Below are 13,909 nucleotides of genomic sequence, written 5' to 3'. Positions count from 1 at the left end.
ATAACTAATACTTTATTTAAATATAAGTTAAAATGTTTTAAATTAAGTAATGTTAAGTTTTAAAAATTGGGACAACAAAACTTGGATTTCATCTACAAAATATATCCAGTCCTTCAATAATTTTTTACTAAAACAAAAAAAATTAACTAAACACTCAAAATTTTTAGATATTGGATGTGGTCGTGGCAAGATAATGGGCTCATTATCCTCTAAACTCAAATTAATAAATAAGCCTATTGGAATTGATGTCGAAAATCATAAAGATTTTGACAAAAGAATTATATTTAAAAAAACAAATGCAATTAAATATCTTAGAAATAATAAAAAGAAATTTGATTTAATATTAATTAAACAAACTATTCACTTATTTAACTTAAAAGACATTAAGAAGATATTAAGCTATTCATACGCCAGTTTAGAAGTGGGAGGGATTATTTTAATTTTAACTTTAGATACCAAAAGTAATGAAATACCTACATTTTGTTTAATGAAACAAAAGCTTAAGCAATCATTTATAAGAGATAATTTTATTTGGAAAAAACTACTTCAGCTTGATATTAAAAAAAAGATCACCAAATTTAATTTTAAAGTTAATATTAAAAAAAATATTTACTCAAAGATGATAAAACAACGTTATATATCAACTTTATTAAAATTTAGCCCACTTCAAATTTCCGATGGTATTAAGGAGGTTGATCTTAAATATAAAAAAAATATTTCATTTAAAGATAAACTCAAATGTATAATATTTTTGAAAGTTTAAAGAATTCTCTTTAAAATATTTTCTCTTAAAAAAAATTTATGAAACAGTGCAGCTAAAATATGCAATGTAATTAATCCAATCAATGCATAATTAGCCAATACATGCATTGAATAAAACTGCTCAGAAAGTTCATAATTATAAGTTAAATTAATTTTTTTAAAAAAAATAACTAAGCTTTCACCATTAAATAGTTTTTTTAAGATACCTGAGGTTGTGACTGTTAACAAAGCCAAATATAATAATAAGTGATTTAATCTTGCTATAAATTTTTGTCCTAGAAAAGCACTTCCTTTAAAATCAGGAATTGGCGTTAATACTTTAAAGATCAGTCTTATTAAAGTTACGTAAAATATGATTAATCCAAATAATATATGATAATTTTCTATATCAACCCTAGTTTGATCAAAGTCTAAATCCACTAAATAAAACCCTAAAGGTATTTGAACTATTAATCCTGCGGCAGTTAGCCAGTGGAATAATTTACTAAGTAATCCATATTTTATTTTATTATTTAATATAGACATATTTAAATTAAACACATTATGACAATAATTAAAAATACTTTATTTTTTATATTTATATTATTTTATAGTTTCAGTGCTTTTTCTGAACAAACTGTAGAAGAGATTATTAAAGAAAGAAAATCTATTTTTAGTAAAAATTATAAAACCGCCAAAAGAGTTAACAGTCTTGCTTCTAATGGAGATATAAATGAAGCAAAAAAATTAATGATTGAAATGAGTGTTAATTATAAAAGATTATTAGATCTTTTTCCTGAAAATTCAAAAGTAGGGTTTGGAACAGAAGCTTTGCCTTCTATTTGGGAAAATAAAGATGAATTTAATTTATTAATGACAAAAGCTTCAAACAATATGATTGAGCTAACTTCTGTTATTGATGAAACAGAAGGTATGAAAGCAACTCTTGGAAAATATATGTGGAGTAGTTGTAAATCTTGTCACTCTAAATTTAGAGCTGAACATTAAGATTTAGTTGTTAGTATTTGAAAATTTTAATATTGTTAAATTATAAATGCCATCCGTATTACCAAAATCAGCAAAAGTAGTAGTTATAGGAGGTGGTGTTGCTGGTTGTTCTGTTGCCTATCACCTTGCAAAGTATGGTTGGAAAGATACGATATTATTGGAAAGAGATCAGTTAACTTCAGGAACTACTTGGCATGCAGCAGGTTTTGTTGGTCAACTAGGAGCCTCATCCACCATTACACGTCTTAGAAAATATTCTTTAAATCTTTATAAAGAATTAGAAAAAAAGACTGGATTATCAACTGGATTAAAACAAAATGGAGCAATCACAGTTGCAAGCACACCTGAAAGATTACAAGAATTATTAAGACAAGCAACAGCTGCACAATTATTTGATGTCAATGTTGAAAGCGTTAGTAGACAAAGAATAAAAGAACTCTATCCAGTTATAAATGATGATGACATTTTAGGTGGAGTTTATATGCCAGAAGATGGTCAGGCAGATCCTATAGGGGTTACAAATGTATTGGCTAAAGCTGCAAAGATGGAAGGGGCTCAGATATTTGAGAAAACTCCAGTTGAAAAAATATTGGTTAAAGATAAAAAAATTGTTGGCATTCAAACTAAATTTGGCAAAATTGATTGTGAATACGTTGTAATTGCAACCGGGATGTGGTCGAGGCAAATTGGAGAAGATATTGGTGTGAGTATTCCATTATATCCAAATGAGCATTTTTATATAATCACAGAACCATTAGATAAATTGCCTAAAAACTTACCAGTTTTAAGAGACTATAATTCCTGTCTTTATTTAAAAGAAGATGCTGGGAAAATGTTAGTTGGAATATTTGAACCTAATGCAAAACCTGCCTTTAAAGACAAAGGGGTTGTACCAGAAGATTTTTCGTTTGGAGAATTTCCAGATGATTTTGATCACTTTGAACCTTATTTGGAAAAATCATTTCAAAGATTACCCATGTTAGAAACTGCCGGAATTAGAAAATTTTTTTCAGGACCTGAATCTTTTACACCTGATACTCAATATCTTTTAGGAGAAACCTCTGAAGTTAATAATCTTTTTACATGTTGTGGATTTAACAGTATCGGCATAGCAAGCTCTGGGGGTGCGGGTAGAGTTACTGCTGAATGGATGATCAATGGATACATGAACGAAGATTTATTTTCACTTGATATTAAAAGATTTCAAAAATTTCATTCATCTAAAAAATTTATTATGGAAAGGGTAACGGAAACACTTGGTGATTTATATGGAATGCACTGGCCTTATAAACAGCATAACACTTCAAGAAATCAAAGACTATTACCCTATCATGAAGAATTAAAAAAAGAAGGAGCGTGCTTTGGTGTATCTGGTGAATACGAAAGACCTATGTGGTACGCAAAGAATAATGAAAAAGCAGAATACAAATACAGCTTTGATTATCAGAATTGGTATCCTTCAGTTGAATTTGAAACAAAAAATACAATTACAAATGTTGGTTTGTATGAGCTCTCTCCTTTTTCAAAATACGAAATAAAAGGAGAGCAAGCGCTCAGTGAACTACAAAGAATATGTACAGCTAACATTAAAGATGAAATAGGTAGATCAACATATACACAAATGCTGAATGAGGCAGGAGGAATTGAAACAGACTTAACAGTTATTTGTATTGATAAAAATCATTTTAGAATAATAAGTTCAGCTGCAACAAGAACTCATGATAAAGCCCATATTATAAAACATTTATCACCAAATTTAGAGTTTAAAGATATTACTGATGATCTAGTTTGTTTAGGAATTTTTGGACCAAAAAGTAGAAATTTAATTTCAAAAATTTCAAATGATGATTTTAGCAATGAAACACTGAAATTTGGTTGTGGAAAATTTGTAACCCTTGGTTCAAAAAAAGTTTGGGCTCAAAGATTGTCTTATGTTGGTGAATTAGGATTTGAACTTTATATGGAAAATAATGATGCTAAAGAAATTTATCAATTAATTATTGATGAGGGAAAAAATCATAATTTATCTCATTGTGGGTCACACGCAATGGATACCATGAGAATGGAAAGTGGTTTTTTACACTGGGGTCATGATATTTCTCCAGAAGAAAATCAATATGAAGCGGGATTAAATTTTGCAATTAGTTACAAAAAAGAAATCAACTTTATTGGCAAAGAAAGCTTATTAAAAATAAAAGATCAAAAATCAAATAGAAGATTTATTATGCTTTCACTAAAGAATAGTAAGCCAGGCACACCTCTATTATTACATGAAGAGCCAATTTATCTTGAAGACAAAATTATAGGAAGAACGACATCTGGGAATTATTCCTTTAATTATAAAAAAAACCTGTCTTTTGGATATGTAAGTTCATCACATTCAAATGAAGAACTTTCAAAAATGGATCTATATATTGAGGTTGCTAAAAAAAAATACCAAGCAATGGTAGAAATTACCCCCTTAAAAGATAGACAAGCTAGATTTTTATAATTTTAGTTGTGAAGCTAAATAATTGGTGATTAAATATTGATATGCGAAAAGTGTATTTTCATAATGGTAAGTCAATTGATCAAAATATAAATACAAAAAGATTATCTGAAGCACAGCACGTAAGTGAAAAACAAGTTGTTGATATCAACAAATTACTAAACAGAGTAAAAATAGATAAAAAAATTGAAACAAAACGAAAAATCATTTTTTATGGCTCCACTCTATTAGGACTATCTTTATTGGCAACTTTAATCACAGTCTTAAAGTAAACAACTCATTCAAATACTTGATTGCACTAAAATAAAAATCTATTATAAATCATCAATAATTAAGTGGCGGGGTAGCTCAGTCGGTTAGAGCGCAGGACTCATAAGCCTGAGGTCAGTGGTTCGATTCCACTTCCCGCTACCAGTTAATGTCCTGGAAAATCCATTAAGTTTTCGACCTTATAACCTTTTTTAACTAAATTATCAGATCCACCTAGGTCAAAAAGATTAATTGCAAAAACAAATGCAGCAATTTTAGCATTCGACATTTCCACTAGTTTAGCCGCAGCTTCAGCTGTTCCACCTGTTGCTATTAAATCATCTATAATTAAAATTGAGTCGTCTTTATCAATTGAATCTTTGTGAACTTCTATAGTTGCCGTTCCATACTCTAGTTCAAAATCAACAGAATGAGTTTCAGCAGGAAGTTTATTTTTTTTTCTAAACATAATAAAAGGTTTTTTAAGAAGATAAGAAACAGCAGAAGCAAATACAAACCCTCTTGATTCAATTGCAGCAATTTTATCTATTTTAAAATTTTTGGATCTCTCAATTATCTGATTGATGCATTCTTCAAATGCATCTGCGTCTTTAATTAAAGTTGTTATATCTCTAAATAAAATTCCTTTTTTTGGATAATCTGGAATAGACCTAATATAATCTTTTAAATTCATTATATTAATATATTTATATCTTTAGTAAAAAAAATCTATGGACAAATTATTCCTAGCAGCAATTAAAGAAGAAACGATTGGATTAGACTATTTTAGCCATGTTGGAGTTGGAAAAATAAATGCAACTTACAACACATTAAAGTTAATTAATATTCACAAACCAAAACTAATTATCAATTATGGTACAGCAGGAGCAATTAATACTAAGCTAAAAGGAATCGTTGAATGTACTAAATTCTATCAAAGAGATATGGATGTTAGAGGGTTAGATTTTGAATTAGGAGAGACACCCTTTGATAAAATTAAAGAAATTATTACATCAAAAGATGGTTATTCCTGTGGAACGGGAGATAGTTTTGTCAATAAAAAGATAGATATGGAAGTTGATGTGGTTGATATGGAAGCCTATGCTATTGCAAAAGTTTGTAAGTTAGAAAATATTGAATTTAAATGTTTTAAATACATATCTGATAATGCGGATGAAAATGCTGACAATGATTGGAATAAAAATCTAGCTCTAGGGGCCACTGCATTTACAAGCTTAATAAACACTCAGTTTTAATTTAATAAGTAAAATATCAAAAAATTCATTAATTGTTGAAAATTATCAATACACCTATATAAAATCTTCAAATTTAATATTAATAAAAAATTATAAGAGGGAATAATTTTTATGACTAAAGTAGGTGAACATATAACTTTAGACATCATAGGCACTACTCAAGAGTATGACCCTTCAGTCTACGAGAATGTAATACGTAAAATTGCAAAAGCTGCAGAAGTTACAATTCTTGAAATTTCAAAGTATAAATTTGAGCCTCAAGGTTTCACTATACTTGCTTTATTAGCTGAGAGTCACATCAGTTTTCATACGTTTCCAGAAAAAGGAATTATTAGTTTTGATTTTTTCACATGTGGAAAAGTAAGTCCCTCTATTGCATTTGATATTGTAAAAAAAGAATTCAAACATAAAAGAATTGTTACAAAAGCTTTCGATAGAGATACTAAGTCTTTGTATCATGACATTTACAGTTCGCCTGGATTACAAAAATCTTATGTAGTAAATGAGGTTTTAGAAGATTTTAAATCTAAAGTGGGTCAACATATTGAGATATTAGACCTAGAACAATTTGGTAAATCATTGTTCATTGATAACGAAATTCAAGTCGCAACAAATGATGAAGTTTTATATAGCTCAACATTTGTAAATGCTGCTTTAAAATTAAATAAAGACATGGGCACTGCTGCTATCATTGGTGGAGGTGATGGAGGAGTTGCAAGAGAGTGTATGTCTAAAGGTTTTGATTTTATAGATTGGTATGAACTTGATCCAGAAGTAGTTGAAGTTTGCAACAAACACCTTGGAAGCATTGGTAATAAATCAACAGAAAAAAATTCAGTTAAATGTATTTGGGGAGATGCTTTTGAAAGCATAAAATCTGTTGAAGATGATAAGTATGATAAAATTTTTGTAGATCTTAACGACGATCAGTTTTGCATAGATCTTGCAGCTAAAAATATGGATTCCTTGATTAGAATATTAAAGCCAAATGGAGTAATTACCGCTCAAGTGGGTAGCCAAGATAAGAAACCAGAGCAAGTAGAGAAATGGTTAGATGTTTTCAACAAGAATTTTGGAAATACAACTTTGGATAGGGTTTACATCCCAAGTTTTGACTGTTCTTGGAACTTTTCATCATCAATTAATCACTAAAAATTTCTTTTTAAATTATTAAAATTGTGAAATAAATCCTCATAATCATATGGAGGAAAAAATGAATATATTTAAAAAAACAATATTAAGTGTTCTTGCATCTTTATTATTAATCGGAAACGTTTACGCTGATAAAATAAAGATTGGAACAGAAGGTGCCTACCCACCATGGAACTCTAAGGATGCTTCAGGTGCTCTTATTGGTTTTGAGGTAGAGTTGGCAAAAGAGCTTTGTGCAATCATGAAATATGAATGTACTATCGTTGAACAAGATTGGGATGGAATGATTCCAGCTTTGTTAATGAGAAAGTTTGATGTGATCATGGCAGGAATGTCAATTACCGCTGAAAGACAAAAAACAATTACTTTTTCACAAGGTTATGCTGACGAAGTTGCAGCCCTTGCAGTAATGAAAGGTTCAAGTTTAGAGAGCATGGATACACCAGAAGGTATTAATTTAACTTTAGGTGGAAGTGCTATTAAAAAAACTCTTAAAACTTTAACAGCTGCGCTTGCTGGAAAAACTGTTTGTACACAAACTGGAACTATTCACCAAAACTTTTTAGAGTCTGGTGACGTAGGTAAAGTAAATGTTAGAACTTACAAAACTCAAGATGAAGTAAATCTAGACTTAACTTCTGGTAGATGTGATGTTGCATTAGCTGCAGCAGTTGCATTCACTGATTATGCGGATAAATCAGGAAAACCAGTAGTACTAGTTGGACCTACTTTTTCAGGTGGTGCTTTTGGTAATGGTGTTGGTGTTGGAATTAGACAAGGTGGAGATGATGCAATCGGTACAAGAGATGCAAAACTTCTTAAAGATTTCAACAAAGCAATTAACACTGCTAGAAAACAAGGAATCATCAGCAAATTAGCGATCAAGCATTTTGGCTTTGACGCTTCTATGTAAATAATATTTTGAAAAGGCGGCTATTTATTTAGTCGCCCTTTCGATATGGACCTTTTATCATTCGGAAAAACAGGCTGGGGAGACGAGTTGTTTTATGCAACTCTAATGACAATTGCAGTAGCAGTTACTGCAATGTTAATTGGTTTTTTATTTTCATTAATCTTTACGCCACTTAAATTATCAAATAATAAATTTCTAAATTTTATTGGCAATACGTACACAACAGTTATCAGAGGGGTTCCAGAATTATTAGTAATTTACCTTTTCTTTTTTGGGGGTAGTGGAGCAATAATGTATGTTGCTTCAATTTTTGGATACTTTGAATATATAGAAATTAATGCATTTATTACGGGTTCAGTTGCAATCGGCATTATATCTGGAGCTTATTCAACAGAAGTATTTAGAGGTGCTATTCAATCAATTGATAAAGGCCAATTTGAAGCTGCCAAAGTTTTAGGTGTTAGTAAATTTGTACAATTTTATAAAATAATTCTACCTCAAATGTTAAGATTAGCTATTCCAAACTTGAGTAATGTTTGGCAGATTACTTTAAAAGATACATCTTTAATATCAGTTACAGGTTTAGTTGAGATCATGAGGCAATCTTATATTGCAGCAGGTTCTACTAGAGATCCTTTATTCTTTTACTGTTTTGCAGCTGTTTTATATTTAATGCTAACATTTTTAAGTATGAAACTAATTAACAGACTTGAAGTTAAATACAGTAGAGGCTTTTAATGGATATTGATTTAATGTTAACAAGCTTGCCAAAACTACTTAGTGCTGCAGTTATAACTTTAAAATTATTATCAGCATCTTTAATTATTGGTTTATTTATTGGATTTTTATTTGCAGTTTTAAGATTAAACAAAAACCCATTTATAAATAAGTTTGCCTACGGGTATTCTTATTTATTTAGAGGAACTCCTTTATTGGTTCAAATATTTATAATTTATTATGGTCTTGGACAAATCGAATGGTTAAGATTAACTTTTCTTTGGGTTATATTAAAAGAACCTTATTGGTGTGCAATTATTGCATTTGCTTTAAATACGGGAGCTTATACTTCAGAAATTTTAAGATCTGCTTTTCAGACTATTAAACCTGGAATTATAGAAGCTGGTAAAAGTCTGGGGATATCAAATAAAATTATTTTATATAAAATTCAAATTCCAGTAGCGATTAGACAATCTTTACCAGCTTATGGTAATGAAATTATATTAATGATGAAGGGCACATCACTTGCAAGCACTGTAACATTAATGGATATTACGGGTGTTGCAAAACACATTGTATCAACCACCTACAAACCTTTAGAGGTGTTTCTTTTAGCGGGTGGGATTTATTTGTTTATGACTTTTACTATTCACAACTTGATAAAATATTTAGAAAAGAAATATAGTTTTCAATAATTTTTTTAGTCTAAATTAAGGTCACCACACTGAATTTCAGTAAATATACAAGTTGTGTAATGATAAGTTGTCTTGACGTCTTTTGCGACACCAATCACAGTACCCTCAACCGTTCCAGTAACAGTGTTACAAGATTGTAGAGTTATTAATAATATGAAGAAGAAAGTCAGTTTTTTTAGAATCATGCACAATTATAATAACCCTTAATGAAGGAAAAGTTAATAAGAAGTATATTCTTTAATTTCTTTAATCTTAGAACCTGTGTGATTGTTCATCTCTAGTTTAATCTTAGCACGATCATCATTTAAAAAATGAACGTCTCTTGAAAGTTTTATAAAGTTTTCAGTAAAGTCAGAATTTTTTTCACACAATCTTTTATCATCTTCAATCACCCATAACTTTGCATTGATATCTTTTAAAGATTGAAAAAGTGTATTAAGTTTATCATCAGATTTAACATTGTTATCTAATTGATCTTTTAAAATACTGTGCTCAGTATTAATAAATTTTAGTTTTTCAGGATCTTTAATTTTTTCTTGTTTAATCTCTAAAATAGAAATTTTATCTAAAAGTTCACCTACTGATACTTCAACTAGAATTTTATTCATAAAAATTTATACTATGTTAAGTTGTTAGAAATATGTCTAATATTTTAGTTATCAAACATGGTTCTTTAGGAGATATAGCGCAAGCTTGTGGGGCAATTCAAGATATTTCTGAAAACCACCCAGAAGATCAAATACATATATTAACAACAAAACCTTATTTTGAACTATTTAAAAAAAATCCATTTATTCACAATGTTATTTTAGATAAGCGTCTATCAAGGTTTAATTTAATTTATCTATATTTGTTGATGAGAACTTTAAAGAAATTAAATATAAAAAAAGTTTATGATTTACAAAACTCATCTAGAACAAAATTTTATAAAAATATCTTATTTTCAAAAGCAAATTTTAATACTTGGTCTAGTTCAGAAACTACTTTACCAAGTAATATCTCAAAAGAAGATTTTGATAAAAATCCTGTTCTAGATAGATTTGATCATCAGCTTAAAACTTCTGGAATTAAAACTGAGCACACTATGAAACCAGACTTTAGTTGGGCTGTCAGCAACATAGATAATATTAAACAAGAATTTAAATTAGATAAATACATTGTCTTATTTCCTTTTTGTTCAGTTCATCTAACTCATAAAAAATGGCCTTATTACAATGAGTTAATAGAGTTAATTAAAAATAAATATGAAGAGCAGATTAAAGTTGTAGTAGCACCTGGACCATCTGAAATTGATGATGCAAAAAACATTAATGTTGTTTCAATTTTAGATAAAGGAAAAGCTCTAGATATTTCTCAACTAGCAAGTTTGATTAAAGAAAGCTCATTTGTTATTGCAAATGACACGGGTCCAGCTCATATCTCCTCACACCTTGGTGCAAAAGGACTAGCTTTATTTGGTAAACATACAACTGCCTACAAGGTTAGCATTGAGAGGGAAAACTTTAAAGCAATACAAGTTGATGATTTAGAAAAATTAAGTGCGAGTAAAGTGCTAGAAAAAATATTAATTTAATATTTTTTTATATTCTTCAATAATCGTACTCCACTTAAATTTAGCAGAATTTTCTTTGGCAGCTTTTCCATACTCATGGAATTTATTATTTTCTAACATTAAATTAATTGATGAATAAACTTTATCCAATTCATTACCATCACAGATTAAACCCGTTTTCTCATGTTCGATTGCATCTGCTGCACCACCATCTTTTCCTCCAAGAGAAGGTAATCCATATTGAGCAGCTTCAACATAAGCTATTCCAAATCCTTCAACTGATTTTTTATGAACAATCGATGGCATTACAAAAATATTAGATTTAGCAACTAGTGCATTTTTTAATTCATTAGAGATATCTTTAAAGAACATCACTTGAGGTTGAAGACCTAACTCAGCTACTAATTTTTTAATATTTTCCTCTTCATCTCCATAACCCACACAAATATAGACAATACTTGGGTAGATTTGTTTTAAATTTCGAAGAGCCATGATTACTTTTTCATGATTTTTTCTTTTATCAAATCTAGAGACAGTAATAAGTCTTGGAGACTTATGTTTTAATAAATTCTCTACTTTATCTAAAGTTTTTTTATTTAATTCTCCAACAGCATCAACACCAGGATTAATAACTATAATTTTATCTTTCTGAATACCCAATAAAATAGCTAAATTTTTAGTGTATTCAGAATTTGCAACGATGGTTTCGACATTATCTAAAACTTCTAATACCCTTTTATTAAGAGAGGTACCTTTTTCATGATTAATTTCTTTACCATGGATCAAACATATCTTTTTTTTATTAGTTTTAAGATGCTCTAAACTTTTCCAATGATCAGCAATAATACCATCAATTTTATTTTCTTTAATAAATTCATTAATGAGTTGGGCTTTTCTATATTTTCTAAGAAGTTTTATTCCACCAACACGTTCTATTGAAAAAGAAACTTGCTCATCAAATAATTGATGATTTTCATAATGATCAGCAAATACTTTTATCATGTAGTGTTTTGAAAGTTCATTTGCTAACCCCCACATTAAATTTTGCATGCCTCCAACTTCTGGAGGAAATGTTTTTGTAACTATTAAATACATTAATTATTTAACCATTTAATACCGCAGCCAACGCTTGGAATTTGTGTTTCAGGACCTTTGCCCGTCTCAGCTATTTGCTTCATTGCTATAAATAAATCACTATCACCAGCTCTTACTGGTTTTAAATTATCTAATTCTCTTATTCGACCCCTGTATTGTAATTCTAGATTATTGTTGTATCCAAAAAAATCAGGAGTGCACACTGCATTATAACTTTTTGCAATATTTTGAGTTTCATCAAGTAGATAAGGGAAATTAAACTGATGTTTTTTAGCAAATTCAATCATATTTTCAAAACTATCTTCAGGGTAATTAATTGCATCATTAGAGCATATGGACACTGCTGTAACACCTAATTCTTTTAAATTTTTACAATCTTCAACAATATCTTTAATAATAGCTTTTACGTAAGGGCAGTGATTACAAATAAACATAACCAAAGTTCCATTTATCCCTTTAACGTCATTTAATTTAATAATTTCGTTATTAGTGGACTTTAATTCAAAGCTATTAGCTGTTTGTCCGAAATCACATATTGGAGTTTTTAACGGCATGTTATAATAATATATAAGTTATGTTTTATGATTTGGAAGATAAAAAAGTTAAAAATTTAGGTGAAAATTGGTCTGCATCTAATGCATCTATCATTGGTGATGTTACATTAAAAAAAAATACCAGTATTTGGTTTAATGTTACCTTAAGAGGTGATGTTGAAAATATTTATATTGGTGAAGGCTCCAATATTCAAGACGGTAGTGTATTGCACACCGATCCAGGTTACCCATTAAAAATTGGTAAAGATGTAACTATTGGTCATTTAGTTATGCTTCATGGATGCACCATTGAAGACAATTCTTTAATTGGAATTGGTGCCGTCATTTTAAATGGAGCAAAGATTGGAAAAAATTGCATCATAGGGGCCAATGCACTTATAACAGAAAATAAAATCATCCCTGATAATTCTTTAGTTGTTGGATCCCCTGGTAAAATTATACGTCAAGTCTCAATAGAAGAGGCAAAATCAATTACTGAAAACGCTATTCATTATCAAGATAACTGGAAAAAATATTCTAAGTCAATTTTTTAAGGAAGTAATTATGACAACTTTAAGAAAATTATTTAGTAAAAAAAAGGTTAACAAATTAAAAAATAATATATTAGATTTTGATTTTAGAAAACTACTAGTCATCAAAAGTTTATTAATCTTAATATTTATATCTTTATTAACGTTTTCTTTTATTTTTTATTCTTTTTTGTTCCCAGTTATGCTTTCAATGCATTACCAAATTCACCCCTCTTTAGCAGTTATTGCATGGATTGTTTTATTTTTTCCATCTCTTTATCTATTTAGAAAATTTAAGTCTAATTTTATTGCTGTTAAAGAAGAATATAAAGCTAAAGGATATTTTAAAATTTTATTAAAATTTTTTAAAAAAATATTTTAAGGAATTAACCAAGTATCTTTGTTATTCTCTAAATCAAATCTAGCTCTACGGTGACCCTTAGCTGCTAAATAAAGCCACTCAATACTTTTAATTTTACATTGAATAACTGTAAAGTTTTTATATCCAACTTCACTTTGCTCCATCGTAAATTCAAAATTATCTAACTCAGGTTTTAGTCCTGAAGTTGGGATTTCAGATTTTGTTCCAGGTCCATTATCTACTAAATAACACTTTCTACTCATATGCCCTGTTTTTAACCAAGACTTTTTTGTAATATCATTTTCATGATTAACAATGCATTCAACTTTAAGTCTAACTTGGATCTTCTCATCCTTGTCATAAAATAACATTGCTGCATTTTTATTTGATTTTAATTTAGCAATTTTATTAGATCTAATATCACTATGGTATTGGATAATATTATTTTCTCGATCTGATTTTCTAAGAACTACAATTCTTCCATCAAAGTCATCTTGGCCTCCACAAATAAATACTGGAATTCTAAATTGAGAACCTCTATCTTTGATAGCATTATCCAGCATTGACCAAATTTTGTTTTTGATCTCATTAAAGTCTTCGTAGTATGCTGGTTGCATTA

The 13,909-nt window shown here is 29.1% G+C and carries 18 protein-coding genes and 1 tRNA gene; 13 read left to right on the top strand and 6 right to left on the bottom strand.

The window, feature by feature from the left end:
* Positions 1-49: 49 nt before the first annotated feature.
* On the top strand, positions 50-763 hold the full coding sequence (locus tag ABXT45_RS04580) for a class I SAM-dependent methyltransferase (protein WP_415312937.1): 714 nt from the start codon (positions 50-52) through the stop codon (positions 761-763).
* Here ABXT45_RS04580 and ABXT45_RS04575 read toward each other — a convergent pair.
* Complete coding sequence (locus tag ABXT45_RS04575; RefSeq protein ID WP_415312936.1) at positions 760-1,287, bottom strand: cytochrome b; 528 nt, start codon at positions 1,285-1,287, stop codon at positions 760-762. The genes ABXT45_RS04580 and ABXT45_RS04575 overlap by 4 nt on opposite strands.
* An 18-nt stretch (positions 1,288-1,305) precedes the next feature.
* Here ABXT45_RS04575 and ABXT45_RS04570 point away from each other — a divergent pair, with 18 nt between their 5' ends.
* The 4 genes from ABXT45_RS04570 (at position 1,306) to ABXT45_RS04555 (ending at position 4,651) form a co-directional block, all read left to right on the top strand.
* Complete coding sequence (locus ABXT45_RS04570) at positions 1,306-1,749, top strand: cytochrome c (protein WP_415312935.1); 444 nt, start codon at positions 1,306-1,308, stop codon at positions 1,747-1,749.
* Positions 1,750-1,795: 46 nt separating this feature from the next.
* Positions 1,796-4,240 carry a GcvT family protein gene (locus ABXT45_RS04565; protein WP_415312934.1) on the top strand — a complete coding sequence of 815 codons (2,445 nt, stop codon included), beginning with the start codon at positions 1,796-1,798 and terminating at the stop codon, positions 4,238-4,240.
* Positions 4,241-4,281: 41 nt separating this feature from the next.
* A complete protein-coding gene (locus ABXT45_RS04560; RefSeq protein ID WP_415312933.1) occupies positions 4,282-4,509 on the top strand; it encodes a hypothetical protein in 228 nt (75 codons plus the stop codon).
* Positions 4,510-4,574: 65 nt separating this feature from the next.
* A tRNA-Met gene (locus tag ABXT45_RS04555) sits at positions 4,575-4,651 on the top strand.
* 1 nt (position 4,652) lies between these two features.
* On the opposite strand, the gene ABXT45_RS04550 is transcribed toward ABXT45_RS04555, so the two are convergent.
* Positions 4,653-5,180 carry an adenine phosphoribosyltransferase gene (locus ABXT45_RS04550; RefSeq protein ID WP_415312932.1) on the bottom strand — a complete coding sequence of 176 codons (528 nt, stop codon included), beginning with the start codon at positions 5,178-5,180 and terminating at the stop codon, positions 4,653-4,655.
* 37 nt (positions 5,181-5,217) lie between these two features.
* Here ABXT45_RS04550 and ABXT45_RS04545 point away from each other — a divergent pair, with 37 nt between their 5' ends.
* From ABXT45_RS04545 to ABXT45_RS04525, 5 genes are all read left to right on the top strand, one after another.
* A complete protein-coding gene (locus ABXT45_RS04545) occupies positions 5,218-5,742 on the top strand; it encodes a 5'-methylthioadenosine nucleosidase (RefSeq protein ID WP_415312931.1) in 525 nt (174 codons plus the stop codon).
* A gap of 111 nt (positions 5,743-5,853) precedes the next feature.
* Complete coding sequence (gene speD, locus ABXT45_RS04540; protein ID WP_415312930.1) at positions 5,854-6,894, top strand: adenosylmethionine decarboxylase; 1,041 nt, start codon at positions 5,854-5,856, stop codon at positions 6,892-6,894.
* Between the two features lie 61 nt (positions 6,895-6,955).
* Entirely contained in the window at positions 6,956-7,807 is an 852-nt protein-coding gene (locus ABXT45_RS04535; RefSeq protein WP_415312929.1) for a transporter substrate-binding domain-containing protein, read from the top strand.
* A 45-nt stretch (positions 7,808-7,852) separates the two neighbouring features.
* Complete coding sequence (locus ABXT45_RS04530) at positions 7,853-8,545, top strand: ABC transporter permease (RefSeq protein WP_006996681.1); 693 nt, start codon at positions 7,853-7,855, stop codon at positions 8,543-8,545.
* Positions 8,545-9,219 (top strand): ABC transporter permease, encoded by a 675-nt coding sequence (locus ABXT45_RS04525; RefSeq protein WP_415312928.1) that lies wholly within the window; start codon positions 8,545-8,547, stop codon positions 9,217-9,219. Before ABXT45_RS04530 ends, ABXT45_RS04525 begins: the two co-directional genes overlap by 1 nt.
* A gap of 218 nt (positions 9,220-9,437) precedes the next feature.
* On the opposite strand, the gene ABXT45_RS04520 is transcribed toward ABXT45_RS04525, so the two are convergent.
* Positions 9,438-9,827 (bottom strand): DUF6165 family protein, encoded by a 390-nt coding sequence (locus ABXT45_RS04520; RefSeq protein ID WP_415312927.1) that lies wholly within the window; start codon positions 9,825-9,827, stop codon positions 9,438-9,440.
* Between the two features lie 32 nt (positions 9,828-9,859).
* On the opposite strand from ABXT45_RS04520, the gene ABXT45_RS04515 reads away from it, so the two are divergent.
* On the top strand, positions 9,860-10,792 hold the full coding sequence (locus ABXT45_RS04515) for a glycosyltransferase family 9 protein (RefSeq protein ID WP_415312926.1): 933 nt from the start codon (positions 9,860-9,862) through the stop codon (positions 10,790-10,792).
* Here ABXT45_RS04515 and ABXT45_RS04510 read toward each other — a convergent pair.
* Complete coding sequence (locus ABXT45_RS04510; protein ID WP_415312925.1) at positions 10,784-11,866, bottom strand: glycosyltransferase family 4 protein; 1,083 nt, start codon at positions 11,864-11,866, stop codon at positions 10,784-10,786. The genes ABXT45_RS04515 and ABXT45_RS04510 overlap by 9 nt on opposite strands.
* Positions 11,866-12,420, bottom strand: coding sequence for a thioredoxin family protein (locus ABXT45_RS04505; RefSeq protein WP_415312924.1), 555 nt, complete (start codon positions 12,418-12,420; stop codon positions 11,866-11,868). Before ABXT45_RS04505 ends, ABXT45_RS04510 begins: the two co-directional genes overlap by 1 nt.
* 20 nt (positions 12,421-12,440) lie before the next feature.
* Here ABXT45_RS04505 and ABXT45_RS04500 point away from each other — a divergent pair, with 20 nt between their 5' ends.
* Both ABXT45_RS04500 and ABXT45_RS04495 read left to right on the top strand, forming a co-directional pair.
* On the top strand, positions 12,441-12,953 hold the full coding sequence (locus ABXT45_RS04500) for a gamma carbonic anhydrase family protein (RefSeq protein ID WP_415312923.1): 513 nt from the start codon (positions 12,441-12,443) through the stop codon (positions 12,951-12,953).
* A gap of 10 nt (positions 12,954-12,963) precedes the next feature.
* Positions 12,964-13,311, top strand: coding sequence for a hypothetical protein (locus ABXT45_RS04495; protein WP_415312922.1), 348 nt, complete (start codon positions 12,964-12,966; stop codon positions 13,309-13,311).
* Here the strand turns inward: ABXT45_RS04495 and ABXT45_RS04490 are convergent.
* A complete protein-coding gene (locus tag ABXT45_RS04490) occupies positions 13,308-13,907 on the bottom strand; it encodes a flavin-binding protein (RefSeq protein ID WP_415312921.1) in 600 nt (199 codons plus the stop codon). The two genes, ABXT45_RS04495 and ABXT45_RS04490, sit on opposite strands and share 4 nt — an antisense overlap.
* Positions 13,908-13,909 lie beyond the last annotated feature (2 nt).

Source organism: Candidatus Pelagibacter sp. Uisw_106 (genome assembly GCF_047724975.1).
GTDB lineage: Bacteria > Pseudomonadota > Alphaproteobacteria > Pelagibacterales > Pelagibacteraceae > Pelagibacter.
The sequence above is the reverse complement of the archived record's forward strand: the minus strand, read 5'-3'. Positions and strand labels throughout refer to the sequence as shown.